The 20,816-nt window shown below is 52.0% G+C and carries 22 protein-coding genes; 6 read left to right on the top strand and 16 right to left on the bottom strand.

The annotated features are described in order from the left end of the window. Position 1: 1 nt before the first annotated feature. The 10 genes from WCI03_06740 to WCI03_06785 all read right to left on the bottom strand — a co-directional run bounded on the left by WCI03_06740 (position 2) and on the right by WCI03_06785 (position 10,089). Positions 2-1,219: an ATP-binding protein gene (locus tag WCI03_06740; GenBank protein MEI8139547.1), complete on the bottom strand. Its 1,218-nt coding sequence runs from the start codon at positions 1,217-1,219 to the stop codon at positions 2-4. Next, entirely contained in the window at positions 1,216-1,869 is a 654-nt protein-coding gene (locus tag WCI03_06745; GenBank protein MEI8139548.1) for a redox-sensing transcriptional repressor Rex, read from the bottom strand. The genes WCI03_06740 and WCI03_06745 overlap by 4 nt, the downstream gene beginning before the upstream one ends. A gap of 7 nt (positions 1,870-1,876) precedes the next feature. Beyond that, positions 1,877-2,803, bottom strand: coding sequence for a PfkB family carbohydrate kinase (locus WCI03_06750; GenBank protein ID MEI8139549.1), 927 nt, complete (start codon positions 2,801-2,803; stop codon positions 1,877-1,879). A gap of 2 nt (positions 2,804-2,805) precedes the next feature. Continuing rightward, positions 2,806-3,633 (bottom strand): regulatory iron-sulfur-containing complex subunit RicT, encoded by an 828-nt coding sequence (gene ricT / locus WCI03_06755; protein MEI8139550.1) that lies wholly within the window; start codon positions 3,631-3,633, stop codon positions 2,806-2,808. Further along, complete coding sequence (locus WCI03_06760; protein ID MEI8139551.1) at positions 3,626-4,636, bottom strand: hypothetical protein; 1,011 nt, start codon at positions 4,634-4,636, stop codon at positions 3,626-3,628. The genes ricT and WCI03_06760 overlap by 8 nt, the downstream gene beginning before the upstream one ends. Further along, positions 4,626-5,306 (bottom strand): dTMP kinase, encoded by a 681-nt coding sequence (tmk, locus tag WCI03_06765; protein MEI8139552.1) that lies wholly within the window; start codon positions 5,304-5,306, stop codon positions 4,626-4,628. The genes WCI03_06760 and tmk overlap by 11 nt, the downstream gene beginning before the upstream one ends. After that, positions 5,303-6,700 (bottom strand): cysteine--tRNA ligase, encoded by a 1,398-nt coding sequence (cysS, locus tag WCI03_06770; GenBank protein ID MEI8139553.1) that lies wholly within the window; start codon positions 6,698-6,700, stop codon positions 5,303-5,305. The genes tmk and cysS overlap by 4 nt, the downstream gene beginning before the upstream one ends. Next, entirely contained in the window at positions 6,697-7,179 is a 483-nt protein-coding gene (ispF, locus tag WCI03_06775; protein MEI8139554.1) for a 2-C-methyl-D-erythritol 2,4-cyclodiphosphate synthase, read from the bottom strand. The genes cysS and ispF overlap by 4 nt, the downstream gene beginning before the upstream one ends. Before the next feature lie 9 nt (positions 7,180-7,188). Further along, entirely contained in the window at positions 7,189-8,988 is a 1,800-nt protein-coding gene (gene aspS, locus WCI03_06780) for an aspartate--tRNA ligase (protein ID MEI8139555.1), read from the bottom strand. A 75-nt stretch (positions 8,989-9,063) separates the two neighbouring features. After that, positions 9,064-10,089, bottom strand: coding sequence for a L,D-transpeptidase family protein (locus tag WCI03_06785; protein MEI8139556.1), 1,026 nt, complete (start codon positions 10,087-10,089; stop codon positions 9,064-9,066). A gap of 162 nt (positions 10,090-10,251) precedes the next feature. On the opposite strand from WCI03_06785, the gene WCI03_06790 reads away from it, so the two are divergent. The 6 genes from WCI03_06790 (at position 10,252) to WCI03_06815 (ending at position 15,858) form a co-directional block, all read left to right on the top strand. Continuing rightward, positions 10,252-10,671: an HIT family protein gene (locus tag WCI03_06790; GenBank protein MEI8139557.1), complete on the top strand. Its 420-nt coding sequence runs from the start codon at positions 10,252-10,254 to the stop codon at positions 10,669-10,671. Between the two features lie 21 nt (positions 10,672-10,692). Beyond that, positions 10,693-11,145 (top strand): Minf_1886 family protein, encoded by a 453-nt coding sequence (locus tag WCI03_06795; GenBank protein ID MEI8139558.1) that lies wholly within the window; start codon positions 10,693-10,695, stop codon positions 11,143-11,145. After that, positions 11,142-13,787, top strand: a complete 2,646-nt coding sequence (locus WCI03_06800; protein MEI8139559.1) for a pitrilysin family protein — start codon at positions 11,142-11,144, stop codon at positions 13,785-13,787. Before WCI03_06795 ends, WCI03_06800 begins: the two co-directional genes overlap by 4 nt. A gap of 61 nt (positions 13,788-13,848) precedes the next feature. Next, positions 13,849-14,604: a hypothetical protein gene (locus WCI03_06805; protein MEI8139560.1), complete on the top strand. Its 756-nt coding sequence runs from the start codon at positions 13,849-13,851 to the stop codon at positions 14,602-14,604. A gap of 18 nt (positions 14,605-14,622) precedes the next feature. After that, positions 14,623-15,036, top strand: coding sequence for a hypothetical protein (locus WCI03_06810; GenBank protein MEI8139561.1), 414 nt, complete (start codon positions 14,623-14,625; stop codon positions 15,034-15,036). 12 nt (positions 15,037-15,048) lie between these two features. Further along, a complete protein-coding gene (locus tag WCI03_06815; protein ID MEI8139562.1) occupies positions 15,049-15,858 on the top strand; it encodes an RNA methyltransferase in 810 nt (269 codons plus the stop codon). A 27-nt stretch (positions 15,859-15,885) separates the two neighbouring features. On the opposite strand, the gene WCI03_06820 is transcribed toward WCI03_06815, so the two are convergent. The 6 genes from WCI03_06820 to WCI03_06845 all read right to left on the bottom strand — a co-directional run bounded on the left by WCI03_06820 (position 15,886) and on the right by WCI03_06845 (position 20,739). After that, complete coding sequence (locus WCI03_06820) at positions 15,886-16,527, bottom strand: riboflavin synthase (protein MEI8139563.1); 642 nt, start codon at positions 16,525-16,527, stop codon at positions 15,886-15,888. Then, positions 16,512-17,630, bottom strand: a complete 1,119-nt coding sequence (ribD, locus tag WCI03_06825; GenBank protein ID MEI8139564.1) for a bifunctional diaminohydroxyphosphoribosylaminopyrimidine deaminase/5-amino-6-(5-phosphoribosylamino)uracil reductase RibD — start codon at positions 17,628-17,630, stop codon at positions 16,512-16,514. The genes WCI03_06820 and ribD overlap by 16 nt, the downstream gene beginning before the upstream one ends. Before the next feature lie 16 nt (positions 17,631-17,646). Continuing rightward, positions 17,647-18,534 (bottom strand): signal recognition particle-docking protein FtsY, encoded by an 888-nt coding sequence (gene ftsY / locus WCI03_06830; protein MEI8139565.1) that lies wholly within the window; start codon positions 18,532-18,534, stop codon positions 17,647-17,649. After that, entirely contained in the window at positions 18,531-18,983 is a 453-nt protein-coding gene (gene nusB, locus WCI03_06835; protein MEI8139566.1) for a transcription antitermination factor NusB, read from the bottom strand. Before nusB ends, ftsY begins: the two co-directional genes overlap by 4 nt. 1 nt (position 18,984) lies before the next feature. Next, a complete protein-coding gene (ribH, locus tag WCI03_06840; GenBank protein ID MEI8139567.1) occupies positions 18,985-19,464 on the bottom strand; it encodes a 6,7-dimethyl-8-ribityllumazine synthase in 480 nt (159 codons plus the stop codon). Between the two features lie 63 nt (positions 19,465-19,527). Then, entirely contained in the window at positions 19,528-20,739 is a 1,212-nt protein-coding gene (locus WCI03_06845; GenBank protein MEI8139568.1) for a bifunctional 3,4-dihydroxy-2-butanone-4-phosphate synthase/GTP cyclohydrolase II, read from the bottom strand. Positions 20,740-20,816 lie beyond the last annotated feature (77 nt).

A 20,816-nucleotide genomic window follows, 5' to 3' on the forward strand; every position in this document is an offset into this window, starting at 1 on the left:
TTCATTTTGGCAGACGCTTCCGCACAGCCTCCAGAAGTAACTCCGCCTTAATCGGTTTTCGAAGCAGACAATTAACCAAGCCGTCCTTGATAATATCCGCCAACGATTCGGCCGGAGTAAACCCAGTGCAAAAGACAATAGGCGGCAGGCGCCAATTCCTATCCGTACAAATCTTTCTAATTTCAAAAAAAGATTCCCGCCCATCCTGCCCTGGCATCTGCAAGTCCATGATGATCAGGTCATGGCAACTCTTCGAAAACGCCGCCACAGCCTGTTCACCGTCCGATACCTGATCGATCACAGCCTCCGGAAATTCAAACATGAGAATCATGCCGAAAAGCTTCCGGATCATTTGCTCATCATCAGCAATTAAAATTCGAGGAGCTATCGGTTTTTCCGATGGGGGTGAATCATCAACCACAACCGGAACACGCTCAGATTCCATCGGCAAAGGGGACGTCATTTGCTCCTTGGCGAAATCTTTTGCGACAGGTAAATACATAAAAAAGGTCGATCCTTTTCCCAAAGTGCTCTCAAAGTCAACGTACCCCAGGTGATCTTTTATAATCCCGTGAACAATGCTCAATCCCAGCCCCGACCCGCGTCGTTTGGTAGCACGTTTAGTAGTAAAAAAAGGGTCGAATATTTTTTCCCGGATATCCTCCGGTATCCCCGCCCCCGTATCACGCACAGAGATCTTTACATAGGCCCCACGGGTCACAGTTTGATATTCACCAAACGGGGTATCCAGATATACGTTTTCCGACTTGATGAACAATGATCCGGATGTCCCCATCGCATCCAATGCATTTTGGCATAGATTTTCCAATGCCGCGTGAATCTGGGAACGGCTTCCGGCAATATTACAAGGGGTAACCACCAAATCACACTTAACCGCAATGCCTTGCGGGAGGCCTGCCTGCAATGCCTGAACGACCTCCCCAATCACATCACTGATATCAAACACCGCTCGACTCACCCGATTGCGGCGCGCCAAGGTCAGTAATTTCAACGTCAAATGCTGCATTTCTGTCGCAGTTTTCTCAATGATCGAGAGATATTCATTAACAACAGCGTTTTGTTTAACTTCATTTCGGATGAGATCGGGATAGGCCAGCAGAGGAGTTAACAGGTTATTGAAATCATGCGCGATCTGGCCCGCCACCAAACCGGCCATTTCCAATCGTTCTGTTCTGGCCAAATGAACATCAGTCTTCATGATAAGTCATTTCGCTCATTTACTTTCAACACATAGGCCAATTCACGCAAATTAGCGATGATTCTGGCATCCACCAATGCTACCCCAGCAGGAACCGTAATATGCGCTGCCGTCAGATTCAAAATTCCCCGAATCCCCGCTTTAATCAGGCGATCCACTACTGCTTGCGCCACATCATGAGGTACAGCGACAATACCAATCGCCACCTTCTGCCGCTTGACGACCTCAGGCAACTCTTCCACATCCCTGACAACAAATCGACTAATCGTCTCGCCAACTACCGCAGGGTGATTGTCAAAAACATCGCAAATCCTGAACCCCTGTCGCGCAAACTCTTCATGCGTTGCCAAGGCACGCCCCAAATTACCCGCTCCGATCACGACACACACGCTCTCCTGATCCGCACCTAAAGTGAGCGTCAACACCGTTTCCAAACCAGCCGTTGAATACCCTTTTTTAGATATCCCCTGGAAATCGATATGTGAGATATCCTGCCGCACCGTAGACGAAGTCAAGGAGAGCGCTTCCGCCAAAGCGTCTGATGAAACCCATTCCACCCCTTCCGAGCGTAATTGTTTGGCCATCGTCAGATACTTTGGCAAACGACGAATCACGGAAATCGGAATTTTTATATTTTGAGTTTCACTCATTCTTTGATTACCCCGTTTCTACTGTATCAAAATGAGTGAGCCGTTTAAATGCGGCAAAACGGCGATTGATCTCATGCCGGGACAAATTCTGCAACCGCCCCAAACTAAAATCTTCCACGCCAAATGAGGCTACGACACTGCCATACCCCATCGCTTTACAAATGGCCGCTTCACTCACCTCGCCCCCCTCACTCAAGGCTCCCATCAAACCTCCGGCAAAAGTATCCCCTGCGCCCGTCGGATCGTGCACAATCTCAAGGGGATAGGCGGGCACCACAAATATCTCCTTTAACGTAAACAGCATCGCGCCATGCTCACCTTTTTTAATAATGACATATTTTGGGCCCCAGCCTAGAATTTTTTTAGCGGCTCGAACCAAATTGTTTTCTCCAGCCAAAAGGCGGGCTTCAGACTCATTCAAAGTCAGAAGATCAACTGCGGCAATAACCTCACGCAGCGGATGAAGCGCAATATTAATCCAGAGGTCCATCGTATCGGCTGCCACAAATTTGGGTGACTTTGCCTGTGACAACACGTGTAATTGTAACTGAGGCGCAATATTAGCCAAAAACAAAAATGGCGCGCGGGTATAGTCATCCGGTAATTCGGGCATAAAGGTCTCAAGCACATTGAGTTCCGTCGCCAGTGTCCGGCGATTATTCATGTCCTGCTCATAAATTCCCGACCAGCGGAAAGTTTTCCCGCGGCTTTTTTGCAGCCCGCATAAATTAATCCCGAACTGGCGGTAGACATCCACACACGGCTCAGGAAAATCGGCGCCCACTACCCCCACCATACCTGTGGGCGTAAAAAAAGACGCGCTGGCACAGGCATAGCTTACCGATCCACCTAAAATCTCAATTTTTTTCGCATGAGGCGTTTCAATGGTATCCAGCCCGATCGATCCCACAACTACAAGCTGTACTGGTTTCATAACTACTCCTTTTCCCGAGACACGTCCGCGAGCGCACAATCCACAATGCGCCCATCATCCAAACGGATCTTAACCCGCTGTTTCAGAATATCCTTCTCCCAAATACAACCGCAGTTCTCGCCACACGAAACACGGGCACCATCTTTCGGGAATTTATCCCCCGCCAATTTATAGCTCTCATATTCATGCTTGAGACAGCACTTCAAACGTCCGCATGTTCCACTGATGGCTCCCGGATTAAGCGCTAAATGTTGAGCTTTAGCCATCTTAACCGTCACCACATTAAAATCTTTCATCCATGTTTTGCAACAAATGGCACGCCCGCAGACCCCCATCCCTCCAACCACTTTGGCAGCATCCCGGACACCAATGGCCTTCATTTCAATGCGCGCACGCAATTCCCCTGCCAGTGCCTTGATGCATTCAGCATACTCAACCCGGTCCTCGGAAGTAAACGTGACATGCAACACAGACCGGTCAAAACTGTAGCGCACCTGAACAACATGAAGAGCGAGTTTAAACTCCTCGACCCTTTTATGTACAGTCTTGAGTGCCATCCGCCCAACGACCTGGTTTTCAGAAGCCCTCGATTGGTCCTGAAGCGTGGCTCTTCGCACCACAAAGGGAATCGTTCCTTTTACTGGCATCTCACCTTCATGATCAATCAGCTGAACCACATGCCCCGACTCAGGAATGCGGTTACATTCAATGACACAAAGCTCCCCTTGATGGATGACCAACTCAAAGGGGCAAGTGGCATTCACCAGCGAATCATCATCAAGATGTATGAGAGCCGAACGATACACAGGGAATTCTTTCTCTTTATGCACTCAATCCGTTTACTGCCCCCGTCAACACAAGACCACTGGGAAGGTTACGATCAAACTGGCGCTGCATCGCCTCCACCACACGCACATTTCCCATTGCATCCGCAAACGACAACCCTTGGGCAATACCCAAAATCACCGCCGCCTGATCAGGATACCGCAACTGCGGAGGTTGAGCACTACTCACCGTCACGGCCACCAACAAATCCCGATACCAAAACAGCATGGCGCGCAAGACCATGGCGCGTAACCCCCTGAATCGCGCCTCAATCCGGGCTTCCAGAATCACATCTTTTGCTTTGGTCGCCTTGATCTTTTCGTCCGGATTCCGAAGCGCCTCTTGCTCCTCCTGATAACGCCTCTTCTCCTCTTTATCGACCGTTTTCTTGATATCTGAAAGTAATATATCCAGCCTGGTGGAGCGGGCCAACCGCCCTATCAAGCCGCCGCCCAATGGGGTTGCCAGAATCTCCAACAACGCGCCACGCCAAGGTTCGGCCAAAACCTCCGATTCGGAAGAGAGCAGCAACCTCTGACAGCGCGATAATATGGTCGGTAGGATCGCTTGCGGGGTATCCGTGAGCAGGAAAAACACACAACGGGCAGGTGGCTCCTCAAGCGTTTTCAGGAATGAATTTGCGGCCTCTTCACCAATCCGGTCTGCACCGACAAAAACAACAGCCTTCCACCCCCCGCTATAGGAAGTCTGATAAATCACCCGCTGCAAATCACGGATACGATCGACCCCCACCACACGCGATTTCTTTTCCGGCTCAATCCACACCACATCAATATGTTTATGATCATGAATCTGCTGGCAAGCGACACAGTCCCCGCAGGGTTTCACCATTCCCTGACAGAACAACTGCTGCAATGCAGCCTCGGTAAAGGGGATCGCCTCTTCACGAAGATTGCCAATCACCAGATAGGCCTGCCCGACCCGTCCGACACGCACTGCCGCATCAAACGCAGCCACAGCGCTCATTACTGGACTTTCATTCTGCATGCTGATTCCTGAATTCCGAATCCCGGACTTCTGAGATAACCTTAACCAAGGCCCAAATATCAGCCGCAACCGCCTCCGGCTCGCGCATGGCATTCACGACCTTGATCCGATCTGGCCACCGCTTCGCCAGTTCAAGAAAGCCGCGATGCACCCGCTCGTGAAAATCAGACGCCTCCCGTTCGATCCGGTCACTCGTCGTATTCTGTGCCAGATTACGCTGATGCAACCGTTCCCGCCCGGTCTTGACGTCAATCTCCATGATAATCGTAAGATCAGGAACGCAGGTGCCCGTGGCATATTTATTAAGGGTAAAAATCGTCTCAAGATCAAATCCCCGCCCATACCCCTGATAGGCGGAAGTGGAATCAATATAACGGTCACACAAAACCCATACCCCTTTATTCAGGGCGGGAAGGATAACAGTCTGAACCAACTGGGCTCGGCTTGCCTCAAAAAGAAACAATTCAGCCTCCGGACAAATCGCCTCTCCGGATTGCTCATGTTGCAAAATCCCCCGAATTGTTTCCCCGGTCAGGGTTCCGCCAGGCTCACGTGTCAGGATGACCGGATGCCCCAGCCCCTTTAAACGCTCCGTCAGGCACTTGATGTGGGTAGATTTCCCCCCCCCTTCCGGACCTTCGAAGGTTATAAATCTCCCTTTTGATGTCATTTTCTTTTCAACTTTGGGCCCTGCGGCGTATCTTGAATAACCCAGCCTATCGTAGCCAATTCATTCCGTACGCGATCCGCCTCCGGCCAATTTTTAGATTGCCGGGCTTGCTGCCGGAGGGCTAATAGATTAATGGCTTCGATTGGAATCGCCTCTGCAGGCTTGGTCAAAAAACCAAGAACGGCATCTAATTTCAGCAACATATCAACAATAACTGCGGCCTGCTCCCGAGTGAGGGTTTTTGCATCAATGGCTCGATTCCCTGCATGAACCAGATCAAATAACGCCCCCAATGATTCTGAAATATTGAGATCATCGGCTAGGCCGGCGTCAAATTTTGCCTTTAAAATGACCGCCCAGTCCGGTAATTCACAGGGTACACGAAGGTCACCCGCCAACTCTTTGAGCCTGTCTTGAAATTCATCCAAACGTTGCAGTGCGTTGCGTGCTGCAACTAAAGCATCAAAAGAAAAATTCAACGACTGCCTGTAATGGCCTGCCATCAGGACATACCTGACTTCGCGTCCGGAATACCCCTTGGAAATGACATCACGAATGGTATAAAAATTCCCAAGGGACTTGGACATTTTCCGACCATCCACAATCAGGTGGGCGCAATGCAACCAGTACCGTACATACGGTTTGCCGCTTGCCGCTTCGCTTTGAGCAATCTCATCCTCATGATGGGGGAAAACATTATCCACGCCACCCGTATGCATATCAAAGCTTTCGCCCAGATACTTGGTGGCCATGGCAGAACATTCAATATGCCACCCCGGCCGCCCACGGCCCCAAGGTGCATCCCACACCACATCGCCATCCTTTGCATCCCAGGCTTTCCAAAGGGCAAAATCAGCGACATTCTCCTTCTCATATTCGTCCTGATGCACTCGAGCTCCCGGTCGCAGTCCTGCCATGTCGAGATGGGCCAACTTCCCATAACCCGGAAAACTGGACACGCTGAAATAAATGGAACCATCTTCGGACTGATAAGCATGGCCCTTATCCATCAGTTTCTTAATGATGTCGATCATCTCGGGAATATGATCCGTGGCGGCGGGATAGTGTTCCGCAGGCTCCACATTCAGTCCCTTCAAATCCTCAAAAAAAGCGACTTTAAAGATTTTGGTGAAGGCATCAAGCGACACACCGGCCTTGATCGCACCCGCAATCGTTTTATCGTCCACATCGGTCAGATTCATCACCTGAACCACCTCGAAGCCAAAATATTTGATGCAGCGACGAAGAAGATCCTCGAAGATATAGGCTCTGAAATTTCCGATATGAGCGTAATTGTAAACAGTCGGTCCACAGGTATAGAGCCGGATTCGGTTCCCTTCAAGAGGAACCACTTCCTCAAGCTGTTGCGTCAAGGTATTATGAATTTTCATCATTTCTCCACTGTCTCCACAGTTGCCACAGCCATCACGGCAACCCCCTCAGCCCGACCAATGGCTCCGAGACCTTCCATTGTTGTAGCCTTTATGGAAACGTCATCTATCGTTACGTCCAGCACTGGGGCCAGACACGCCCGCATCCGGGCGGCAAAGGGCATTACCTTCGGGCGTTCGGCCGTAATCACGGCATCCACATTTACCACACGAAATCCCTTCGCCTTGATGCGCCCCACTACATGACGGAGGAGCTCAACACTGTCTGCGTCCTTCCATTTCGGATCGGTGTTGGGGAAATGCTGCCCGATATCCCCATCCGCGAGTGAGCCCAACAGGGCATCAGCCAAGGCATGACAAAGCACATCCGCATCCGAATGCCCATCAAGCCCCTCCGGCGAAGGGATCTCGACACCACCCAGGATGAGTTTCCGACCCGTCGCGAACCGGTGAATATCAAAGCCTATGCCCGTGCGAATCATAATCTGAGTTCAAGCCACCGGCTTTGCTTCTTCCTTTTTCTCTTTCGGTAGATCCAGCTTAAGATGGAGCTCACGAAGCTGCTTATCCATAACCGTATTCGGCGCATTCATCATCAAATCCTGCGCCTTCTGGTTCATGGGGAAAGCGATAACTTCACGAATATTGCTTTCGCCTGCCAACAGCATCACCATACGATCCACACCAGGCGCAATCCCACCATGAGGCGGCGCACCCAACTTGAAGGCATTGATCATACCACCAAATCGACGATCTACTTCCTCCGGAGGATAGCCCGCGATAGTAAATGCCTTATACATCACGTCCGGACTATGATTCCGTATCGCCCCACTGGAGAGTTCAACACCGTTACAAACGATGTCATACTGGTAAGCCAGAATATCCAGCGGATCTTTTTCGCACAGCGCACTCATACCGCCCTGCGGCATGGAAAACGGATTATGCGAGAAAGCGATACTTCTGGTTTCCTCATCATACTCAAACATCGGGAAATCAACAATCCAACAGAAGCGATTGACGCCCTTTGGAATGAGATCCAGATCACGCCCCAACTTGATCCGGAGATCACCGCAGATCTTGTTCGCGACCTTGGCCACATCACTGATGAAAAACATCACATCCCCGTCAGTCATATTGGCACGCGCGGCCAACGCCTTCAGTTCGTCCTCAGACAAGAACTTCAAGATGGGACCTTTGATGACGCCCCCCTCCCAAACCAGGTAGGCCAGACCCTTTGACCCTAATGACTGGGCATACTCGACCAACTTGTCGAAGAAACTGCGAGGCTTATCGGCAATCCCCTTGACAGGAATAGCCCGGACTACTCCCCCCTTCTCCACAACCGAGCGAAAGGCATTAAACTTGGATACGCGGAAAACATCCGAGACGTCCTGAATCACGATAGGAATACGCAAATCGGGTTTATCGGTCCCGTACTGCACCATGGAGGTTGCATACGGAATGCGCTCAAACGGCGGCTTGTCATTGGTCACTTTCGAAAATTCAGTAAACACCCCATGGATCACATCCTCAACCACGGCAAAAACATCATCCTGCGTGACAAACGACATTTCCATATCGAGCTGATAAAACTCGCCTGGCGAACGATCCGCCCGCGCATCTTCATCGCGGAAGCAGGGTGCGATCTGGAAATACCGATCAAAACCCGCCACCATGAGCAGTTGCTTAAACTGTTGAGGTGCCTGGGGTAACGCATAAAACTTCCCCGGATGAACACGGCTGGGAACCAGATAATCGCGCGCACCCTCCGGTGAACTACTGGTCAGAATCGGAGTCTGAAATTCCGTGAATCCATGCCCGATCATACGACGACGCAAACTGGCAATAATCTGGGAACGGAGCAGGATGTTTTTATGCAAACGGTCACGCCGGAGATCGAGAAAACGATATTTCAACCGGGTCTCCTCAGGGCCGTCCTCCTCAATGGTAATCTGGAACGGCAAAGGCTCCGCGAGGCTTTCGACAATGATCGTTTCCGCGAGCACTTCAATTTTACCCGTCGGCAGCCCTTCGTTAATCGTATCCTGACTTCTGGCCACCACCGTACCAGTCACCGTAATGACACTCTCGGGCCGCACCTTCTGGCACTCTTCAAAAAAGGAGCGCTCGGGCGTGATCACTACCTGAGTTTGTCCGTAATGATCACGCAAATCGATAAATAGCAGTTGGCCATGATCCCGCTTCCGGAACACCCACCCGGACAGCCGAACGGTTTGAGCCACATGGTCAAGCTTAAGCTCACCACAGTTATGTGTTCTATATTGATGCATTCTCTATTCTCCCAAACAAATTCAAAACCATCACTGTACCACCTAGACACGAAGAAGGAAAGACTTCACCAGTAATTACTCTTCAATAATGACTGAGGTTCCCACTGGCACCATCTCGAAAAGTTCTTCAACATCCTCATTTCGCAGTCGAATACAGCCGGCACTTTCCGATTTCCCGATCGAGGCATTATCCCAGGTTCCATGAATACCATACCCCCTGATTTCAGGGGTCACACCCGTGGCCTTGATCGCCATCCAGCGAGTTCCAAGGATATTCTCCTTATCGCCAAAGGGAATGACTTTGCCATCATCACGGTGCCACGGGGGTTCAGGGATGCGTTCAACAATGCTGAATGTTCCCACCGGCGTCTTTTCATATCGTCCGGTCGCCACCTGATACCGCTTGAAAAACCGCCCATTGGCAGACAAGAGCAAATCATGACGGGATTTGCTCACCACAATTTCCATCTTACCCGAAAATACCTTCAGTCGCTGACCGGGCCGGATAATGTCAGGACGTTTCAGCTCGTTCCCTTTTACAATCATCTCGACCGTTGTACCGAATTTTCGGGCAATAATTTTGACGGCGTCATTCGTCTGCACCACGTATTCCTGTTTTTCGGCCATGGTCCAAGGCAACCGGATCATCTCGACATTCAGTTTGCCCAATTTTCCTTCAATGGTAGCGCGCAAAGCCCCCTCCGGATGGGCGGCCAATGCTGCAAGATATCGCTCACGGGCGACATCCTTTTTTTCAGCAACAAGCAGTTCATCGGCTTCAGCCGCAACAGTAGCAGCACTTTCAACCACCAGTCCCGGTACGCTGGCAGACACGGTAGCAGGAATACCAGTTACTGATACCGTGGCCCCTGTCACAACAGGCACGTCGCTGACATTCTGCTCATTGGAAGAAACATCTGCATTTTCCAGTATGTTACTGGATGAACTGAGCGTTTCCAGTGTGCTGTCCTGCTCCACAACAGCACCTGAATTCCGAAAATGGAACCAGCCCGCCAAACCGATCACCCCGACAGCAAGTCCCCCCACGACCAACATCCGAGGCCAACGACGCGGCCGATCCACTCGTTCTAATCCACTCATATGAATAATCCTTAAAATGATTTGTTCCTATCAATATTAATCCAGAATGCAGGCCCGGAAAAGAATAATGTTTCCCCCCTTTTTTCAGCCAGCCCAAATCCATCTTTGCCCCAACACACGGCTATGATATATATACGCCCATGATTACGGAGAATAAATGCCATGAATCATGATTGTGTTTTTTGCAAGATCGTAAAAGGAGAGATTCCCTGCACCCGCCTATACGAGGATAACGATGTTCTGGCGTTTATGGACATTGGCCCCGTTGTCAAAGGCCATTCGCTCGTCATCCCAAAGGCCCATCATAATCCCTTGATGGATACTCCGCCTGAAATCCTCCAAAAACTGATTACCGTAGTTCAACGAATTGCCCAAGCCCAGATGAAGGGGCTTCACGCCGACGGCATCAACGTTTCACAAGCCAATGGTAAAGTGGCGGGCCAAGTCGTGCCTCACATCCATTTCCATATCATCCCCCGTTTCACTACCGACGATTATCATGGGAACTGGATCCCCGGGAAATACGCCAGCCAGCAGGAGCTCCATGACTACGCAGACCGTATCCGACAAGCAATCCAATAGGTCCGCAGTCGGAAATTCACCATGAAACGCCTTAATTTCGAAGAAGCTATGCGGGTGATCCTGAAAGAAGACACCCGCTATCCACTAGAGGCTTACGTTTTCCTGCGCCTCGCCCTGGATTTCACAATCCGCACCCTGAATAAACCAACCCATGGCCCGTCGCGCCACATCACGGGCCAGGAACTCCTTGATGGCATCCGTCTTTATGCCCTTCAGGAATTCGGCCCCATCACCCGAACCGTGCTTGAGGCCTGGGGCATTACCCGTACCGAGGATTTCGGCAACCTGGTCTTCAACCTTGTAAATCACGGGGTACTTGGGAAAACCGAGCAGGACAAGCAAGAGGATTTCGCCAATGTCTATTCATTCCAGATGGCCTTCACTGATCCTTTTCTCCCCTCATCGCTAAAAAAATCTGTCAAACCCATAAAACGCAAGCGTCCACCGCGCACCAAATCAAAGGAGCCCTCATGACCCGAAAGTTCTGTCGTCTTTTCACAGTAGTCTATGGTTTATTCATTCTCACCTCCCCAGCAGCCGATAAAACCGGTGATTCGGCCCTCACCACCTTGAAACAATCTAATGACCGTATCGAGACCTTCAGTCTGGATAATGGCATGACCTTGTTAACCAAGGAAGACCACTCTGCACCAGTCGTCTCCATTCAAATCTGGGTGGGTTCCGGCTCGATTCACGAGGGTAATCTTCTCGGGGGCGGCCTGTCCCACTACGTCGAACATATGGTGTTCAAAGGCACCCCGACCAAAAAACCTGGAGAGATCGCCAAAACCATCATCGGACTCGGCGGGGAATTGAACGCCTATACCAGTCTGGATCGAACCGTTTTTTTCACCGACATTCCCTCTCGCAACTGGAAAACAGGCCTGAACACCCTCGCAGATGCCGTAATCAATGCCTCTTTTCCGGAAGATGAATGGCAGCGTGAAAAAGAGGTTATTCTCCGGGAGTTCAGCATGGGTGAGGATAATCCCGGCCGCCAGATTCAAGAATTGCTTTTCCATACCGCTTACACGGTTCACCCTTACCGCTTGCCCGTCATCGGCCTCAGTGACATCTTTAAATCCATCACCCGCGAGGGCCTTCTGGATTACTATCACCGGCGCTATGTGCCTGACAACATGGTCGCCGTAATCGTGGGGGATATCAACGCACAGGAAGCCAAGGATACCTTGATCAAGGCCTTTACCGGCTTTGCCCGAAAACCGAACCCTCCTGTATTTATCCCGGCAGAGCCCTCCCAGACGGCGCCCCGTTATGTTCGTAAAGCCGGTCCCTATAAAATCTCCCGCCTGATGGTGGCCTTCCACACAGTCGCCCTTTCCGATAAGGATGCTCCTGCCCTTGAACTTCTCGCCTCCATCACCGGCGGCAGCCAGAGTTCGCGCCTCGTACAGGACATCAAAGAAAACCGCAAACTCGTTCACGACATTAATGTCTCTTCCTTCACCATGCGCGATCCCGGACTTTTTGTGATAGGCGCAGAACTCGACCCCACCAGGGAATCCGAAGTGCTGGATGCCATCAATACCACTACGGCCACATGGGCCAAAACCCGTTTCTCAAAGGAAGAAATTGAAAAGGCACGCCGGATCATGCTGGTAGGCGAACTCTCCCGCTTACAAACAATGCACGGCCAGGCGTCAAGTTATGCCGAAGGCCAGTTATTCATGGATGATCCCCGATATTCTGAAGCCTATCTGGCACGACTCCAATCTGTTACACCCGCAGACCTTCAGGAAGTAGCCCGCAAATACCTGCAACCCGGAAACCGGGTGACTGTCGTACTTGGTCCGGAACTAGCCTCTTCAGCCACACTCCCTGCGGCAATGAATCAACCCTCGGAAGTCATTAAGAAGACTCTTTCCACCGGCATCCCCCTCATCGTGCGGGAAGACCACCGGCTCCCTTTTGTTTATATCTGCGCCGCCTTCCTTGGCGGAGTGATCACTGAAACTGAAGATAACAACGGCATCACCCAGCTCATGTCGGAACTCCTGACTCGAGGAACCCTGAATCGGACTGCATCCGAAATTGCCTCTACACTTGAACAGCAAGGAATCGAGCTCTCCCCCTTCGCTGGCAATAACAGTTTCGGACTCCGCGGTCAGTCGCTTTCCGGTAATGCCAATCTCCTATTGGACGTCATGTTTGACTGTCTCGGCGAATCCTCGTTTCCCACCAACGAGATCAATAAGCAAAAAACCATTCAGCTGGCAGCCATTGAGGCACGAAAAGAACAGCCCATGCAAGTGGCTCGCGAGGCATTGGATGCGATGATCTTTGCAGGCCATCCTTACCGTTTGCCTTTAATAGGTAAAGAGAAGTCAGTAGCCAAACTTGACCAGACTGCCATCCGGGACTACTACCGGCGTCAGTTGGTTACAGGAAACATGGGCCTATCCATCTTTGGGGATATCACCGCCAAAGATGCCGTGATGCTGGCAGAAAAGTACACCCACCGCATTCGCCGTGATCTCGCCCCTGCCCGACTGACCGTAACTCCCAAGCCGTCCCTCCCTGCCCGGATGGAGATCCTCGAGCCTCGCGAACAGTGCATTGTTCTTTTTGGATTTCCGGGTGCGGGCATGGCAGATTCCCGCCGTGATTCCTTATTGCTGCTGGAAAACGCCATGAGCGGCATGTCCTCGCATCTCTTTGAAACCGTACGCGAAAAACGTGGTCTGGCCTATTACGCAAGTACCACCCAAAGAGTGGGAATTGACACGGGTTCGTTTACTATTTATGCAGGGACACGTGCGGATGCCCTACCCGAAGTTGAAAAGCTCTTCTATGCTGAAATAGAGCGAGTGGCCACGAAAGGTCTGGATCCAGCCGAAATTGACCGCGCCCGCAACATGGTGATTGCGGAACATGAGATGGGCCTGCAGGACAATGGCAATCTGGCCATGGTTTGCTCGCTCAACGAACTCTATCAACTCGGTTTTGACCATGAATTCACGACCCGGAAACGCATAGAAGCCATCACCCCTGACCAGATACGCCATGCCGCGGCCTCCATCCTCTCAACCAACAAGCTGGCCATTTCTATCGTCCTGCCCCAAACAGGCGGAAAGACTTTACCATCTCCACATTGACATCCCCCCATGCAAGTCGCTATCATACAACCCATTATGTTGCAGATGGAGTCATGAAGTAATGAATTTTTTCAAATCGATCAAAAATCTATTCAGCAGGAAGCCCGCACAGAGCGGCCAGCCAGCCTATGTTTATGTGTACTCTCCAGGAAAAGATGCGTCAAATAGCGAGGTCAATCCAAATGACCAAGTCGCCATCCTGCGCCGTCTGTCCTCCTTCGTCAGTAAGAAGAACAGCCCCGTCACCATCATTTTTCCAGGCCGCCCATCACGAAAAATCCCGGACGGAGCTAAACAAGATGGTGTTCAAGCCAGATTCGCTACCAGCGATCAGCTGACCAAGGTCGTCAAAGAATCCATTACAGAATTCCAAAAAACTCATTCGATCGTTTTAGCGGCAGACCGCTCTGAGTTCCAGCGATTGGCTGACAAACTGGGAATCCGCTACAGCTTTGCAAGCACCTTCACCAAGACACTCGATAGCGTCTGCGGTGCCATCCAACGGGAACCGAAACCTCAGTCCCCACGCCGACAACCACAGCCACCCAAAAATGCGACTCAGCCAAACACCGTAATTTCTGATACCACTCAACTTGCCGCCACCACAAAACCAGACGAATCTACAACACCAGCCCCCACCAACGAATCTCCTGCAATAGATAGCATTGAACCAGCCACGGAACATGCTGAGCCTGAGTCAGACACTCCGGCTTCAAGCGCGACGCCTAGCTCACGCCCTAAACTCCACCGACACGTTCCATCTCAAAAGCGAGAACTGACCGACAGAGCTATTCTCGACTTGATTGACCCGCTGTAAGGAAATAAGGAGCTTAATATGACAAAGAAAACGACGAATGTAATCGTGGCGGGTCTGGTGTGTATCCTCTGCGCGGCAGGCGCTCTGGTGTGGACCGGTTGCGACACGGCCAGCGCCGATGAATCCCTCGTCGTGACCCCCTCTTCTGTCACCCTTTCCTCCGGACAGTCACAGACGTTCACTGTCAGCGGGGGCTACCATTACAACTGGTCTATCGAAGGCTCAGGTTCCAGCACCACAACAACTACAACCGCTCAGGGTTCACTTTCCTCCCTGACTGGCAGCCAGGTGCTTTACACGGCGCCATTAAGTACCACATTAAGCGGTTCGGTTACCCTTAATGTCACCTCTACCATCGAGGGCAGCGGCGCAGGAACCACCAATTCGGTAGATTATTCGATACCGGGGAAAGCCATCATCACATTCAAGTGATAGTGAGCAATCATGCTTAAACCGCTGCTGATCACCAGTCTTCAAAATCCCCGCGTCAAAGCGGTGGTCGGATTACGGCAACGCTCAGACCGTGACGAACATGGCGAGATGATTATCGAGGGGTATCGCGAACTCAAGCGTGCCTTGGATAATAAACACCTCCCGAAAGCCCTCTTCATCTGTCCCGATTTCTTTATGGGCACCAATGAACCGGCTTTGATCGAACAGTGCCGACAGGCTGGCGCAGAACTTTTTGAATGTACCATGCCTGTTTTTGAAAAGATTTCCTACCGCGACCGGCCAGAAGGATTACTGGCGATCGCCCCGCAGGTTCGCTGGTCGCTCAGTGATCTCGTTTTGCCGGCGAATCCCCTGCTGGTCGTGGCAGAAGCCATCGAAAAACCAGGCAATCTTGGCACAATCCTGCGCTCCGCGGATGCGGCAGGAGTCCATGCGGTTATCATCTGCGACCGCTGCACCGACATCAATAACCCTAATGTCGTTCGAGCCAGCACAGGGACGCTCTTCGCCATCCCTGTCGTGGAAGCCACATCGGACGAGGTGCTCGCCTGGCTTCATAAAAACAATATCCAGATTCTCGCCGCCACCCCTCACACAGAATTCGAATATTACGCCGTGGATCTAAAAAAAGGCACCGCACTCGTGGTGGGGACCGAACAATACGGCCTTACGGATAAGTGGATGAACGCGGCCGACCTGAAAGTCCGGATCCCCATGCTCGGCCAAGCCGACTCCCTCAACGTGGCCGCCGCCACCACCATCCTGCTCTACGAAGCGGTCCGACAACGACGAGTCCAGTAGCAGGAAGACTGACTACTGCAGTCTCTCTCAGCCGCCGAAGGCGGCGTGAAGCTTCTCCATCGTTACGCCCGTTGCGGGCTGAATGCGCTCGAGATAGCGCTGAACGTATTTGCCGATGATGTCGGTCTCAAGATTGACGGTGTGCCCTCGTTTCAAGGCTTGGAGCGAGGTATTTGCCAAGGTATGGGGAATAAGGTGTACCGTAAAAGACTTCGGTCGCAACTCAGCAATCGTCAGACTGATGCCATCAATCGCAATGGAACCTTTCGGAACAATCCCCCGCAGCAGAGTCTCATCACAGGCAACCTCAAGGACCCAGTCGGATCCCTTCTGGTCAAAGGCCATGACCGTCCCCAACCCATCCACATGACCACTTACGATATGTCCCCCCAACCGTTCATCGGCACGCAGAGCGCGCTCGAGGTTCAAAGGGGCACCAGTGTCTTTTTTTCCAAGATTGGATTTATTCACGGTTTCATGAAGGACATCGCAGGAGAATTCGCCAGCCCGGATTGCCGTCACTGTAAGGCACACTCCCTGCACCGCCACGCTTTCGCCTTGAATCAAAGGCGAATCCCAAGCGTCATGCGTAATGGCGAAAACCATGCCCTCACCACGCGGCTTTTTGCCCGCCAACTTCCCGACCTTTTGAATCAAACCGGTAAACATGATTGTACTCCTGACCTTAGGCGGATCATGACATCATCACCAACCACGCCCGACTCCACCACGTTCATACGCGGGGCCTCTGCCAATGCCCAATTCACCGCGCCAACTGATGCCAAGCCCTTCGCCCCGAGCATCACCGGCGCCACAAATAACACCAGTTCATCCACCACCCCCGCCTTTAACAGCGAGCCCACCAACACCCCGCCGCCTTCACACACAACATGCATCAGCCCCTTGGCATGCAGCCCTTTCATCAAGGCTACCAACGACACCCCCACCCCAGAAGCCGGCAGCACCATCACCTCTGCCCCACACTTAGTATAGGCAGCACGCTGACGCTCAGAACACCGCTTGGTGGTCGCCAGAATGGTTCTGGCCGCAAACTCATCGGTAAACACACGGGCGAGAGATGAAACCTTGCCCCGGGCATCCACGATAACCCGATAGGGTTTCCGCCCCTTTGACGGACGTGGCATTAATGATGGGTTATCCGCCATCACGGTGCCAGCACCTACCATAATCGCATCCGCCCGTCGCCGAAGCCCCTGCACCTGCACGCGGGCTTCAGGTCCGGATATCCATTGGGAACACCCCGTGGAATCGGCAATACGGCCATCCAGCGAAGTGGCCAGTTTGACCGTTATATAAGGCCTGGTTCGCAACATGGTCGACGCGAAGGGTCGCAGTATTTCCGATCCCTCTTCCGCGCCTACACCACGTTCAACGGTAATGCCTTTCTTGCGTAACAGCGTAAATCCTTTTCCAGAGTGCTTAGAATTCGGATCGGACACGGCACAGACCACGCGCTTGATTCCCGCCGCAAGGATAGCGTCAGTACAGGGAGGCGTACGCCCCCAGGAGGAACAGGGCTCTAAAGTCACATAAAGCGTGGCACCCGCAGCGCGAGAACCAGCCTGCCGCAGGGCATAGACTTCAGCATGGGGGCCGCCAGCTTTACGATGATAACCACGCCCGATGACCTTGTTGTTCTTGACCACCACTGCACCCACAGGGGGATTGGGCCGCGTCAGCCCTTCACCCAGACGGGCAAGCCGCAGCGCTTCTGTCATCCATGTTGCGTCCGCTTTCTTCTGAAATCTCATATTTCAAATCTAAAATCTATACGCCCAGGAAACTCTTCACGAACTCCTTGGAATCAAACGGAGCCAGATCATCTTCGCCTTCGCCGAGTCCAACAAAATGGACCGGCAACCCAAGTTCTTTACGAAGGGTGAAAACAAATCCAGCTTTTGAAGACCCATCCAGCTTGGCAACCACGACCCCCGAAAGATCCACGCATTCCTTGAACATTCTAGCTTGGATAACCGCATTGTTCCCCAGAGTGGCATCCAGGACAATCCAGTTTTCATGAGGCGCACCGGGGAGCGCTTTGCCGATGGAGCGCTGAACCTTCTGAAGTTCATCCATCAGCGGCTGTTTGGTATGCATCCGGCCCGCAGTATCAATCAACACTACATCTGCCTTCCTGGCCACTGCAGCTTTAACGGAGTCAAACGCCACCGCCGCCGAATCAGCCCCATGTGCCCCCACCACTACATCCAGCTTGAGCCGATCCGCCCAGAGTTTGAGCTGATGGGACCCCGCCGCACGGAAAGTATCCGCAGCCGCCAGTAGCGGCGACAGGCCCTGACGCTTGACCAGATGACCAAGTTTAGCGGTGGTGGTTGTTTTTCCCGAACCATTCACACCGGTAATCAAAATAACTTTGGGAGAACCCGGAAGGCTCCATTGATAAGGCGCTTGTTCAGGCAGAGCAGCCAACAGCATGGCCTCGATCAAATGAGTCATATCCCCGCTGCCCGCCTTACGCTTCAACCGGGCAATCCACTCTTCAACCAGGCGGGGCGCAATATCCGCCTGAATCAATAATTTTTCCCACTCCTCCAAAGCAACGGGATCGGCCTTCGCCAGACCTGGAATCAAACGAGCCAGCCCCCCCGCAATCTTGTCACGGGTACGTGCGAGTGCCGTCAACCACGACTTCATGACTCTGTTCCTTCAGCCTCTCCTGCAGTCTTGCCGACCCCGGATGCCTCAATATCACGATGAACCTTATCCAGAACGCCATTCACAAAACGCCCGGAGCCAACATCACCCATATTTTTAGCAATGGCCACAGCCTCATTAATAGAGACCGCATGCGGGATATCCTTGCGGAACATCATTTCATAGACAGCCAGTCGTATCACATTGCGATCGACAGTCGCCATGCGGGGCAACTCCCAATTCTGGGCACACTTGGCAATCGTCGCATCGACAGCAAACCGATTTTCCATCACACCACGCACCAACTCTTCGACAAACAGCTGGGTCTTGGTCGTCACTTTACGTTCCAGCCAATAGGAAGCCAGGGTGGTATTCAATTCACCCGGATTGAAATCCAACTGAAACAGGATCTGCACCGCTGATTCGCGGGCATCTCTTCGAGACCCCATATTAAACTCCCATCTGCTTACACAAGTTCGCCATCTCAATGGCGGCCAACGCCCCGCTCCACCCCTTGTTGCCAGCCTTGGTACCACACCGTTCGATGGCCTGTTCAAGGTTATCAGCACAAACGACGGCATTGATGACCGGTACCTGTTTATCCAGCGCAATGCCTGACAAAGCCCGCGACACCTGGGAATTAATGAGATCCGCATGCGGAGTCGCCCCTTGAATCACCACGCCAAGCGCCACAATGGCATTCGTTCCACCTTTGGTCGCCAGTTGCTGCACCACAAAAGGGAGTTCGTTGGCACCCGGCACCCAAGCGACGGTGATATCTTTTTCATTTACGCCATGCCGTACAAAACAATCGATGGCGCCCCCCACCAATTCTTTGGTAAATAAATCGTTAAACCGGCTGACCACAATACTGAATTTCAGACCCTGTCCAATCAGGTTGCCAGATACTTCTTTCACAGTTGTACTCATTATCTTCTCCCTCCCCATTCACTCGTTTTCACTCTTAATGTTTAACATTTTACATTTAACTTCTTACAGCCAATGCCCCATCTTCTTCTTCTTTGTCGCCAGATACCGCTGACTATGTATGTTTGAAGGCAGAATAAGCGGAACCCGCTCCGTAATGGTCAAACCATATGCTTTAAGCCCAACCACTTTACAGGGGTTGTTGGTTATCAACCGGATCTTGGTCAATCCCAGATCTGCCAGTATTTGGGCGCCAACGCCATAGTCCCTCAAATCGGCCTTGAACCCAAGCTTTTCATTGGCTTCGACGGTATCGAACCCCTTCTCTTGCAGTTCATAGGCGTGCAGCTTATTTGCCAGCCCAATCCCCCGCCCCTCCTGGCGCATATAGAGAACAACGCCGACTTTTTCATGAGCCACCATGTCCATAGCCTTGGAAAGTTGATCACCGCAATCGCACCGCATCGAACCAAATACATCCCCAGTCAAACATTCGCTGTGCACTCGCACAAGGGGGGCCTTCGCCTTCCGGGGATCGCCCATAACCAAAGCCAGGTGATGCTCATTGCCGATCAACGAGCGATAGAGTTTCAGTTTGAAAATCCCATGCCGAGTGGGCATATCCACCGTTCGCTCAAGCTCAATCAGACGCTCCTCGCGACGACGATACTCAATCAGACTCGCCACCGTGGCAATTTTCAGTCCATGTTTTTTTGCAAATTTAGTCAATTCAGGCAAGCGTGCCATCTCGCCGTTATCCTTCATGATCTCACAGATCACGCCGGCAGGCGCCAAGCCTGCTAACCGGGCAAGATCCACGGCCGTTTCGGTATGGCCTGCACGACATAACACACCGCCTTCTTTGGCTTGAAGCGGGAACACATGCCCCGGACTGATCAAATCGCGTCGCTGCGAGCCTGGCGCGATCAAGGTTTTGATGGTCTTAGCCCGATCATGCGCACTGATTCCAGTCGTAACCCCTTCATGGGCATCTACCGATTCCATAAATGCCGTACCAAAATGATCTCCTCCGCCACGGTTCACCATACTGCGGATGTTCAGTTTTTCGAGCCGCTCCTTAGTCATGGCAACGCAAATCAGGCCGCGCCCGTAGCGTGCCATGAAATTAATGGCGCTGTCCGTGACTTTGTCAGCGGCCATGATGAGATCTCCCTCGTTCTCGCGGTTCTCATCATCTGTGACCACCACCATTTTCCCACGGCGGATATCAGCAATCACTGCCTCGATGGGGTCAAATATCTTGTTTTCTTTACTCATGTCCGTGCTCCAATGGATCTACTCAGACTATACCGGAAGACCATAACTAAATCACAAAAAAACCCGAAGACCATAAA

Source organism: bacterium (assembly GCA_037143175.1).
Taxonomy (GTDB): Bacteria; Verrucomicrobiota; Kiritimatiellia; order CAIKKV01; family CAITUY01; genus JAABPW01.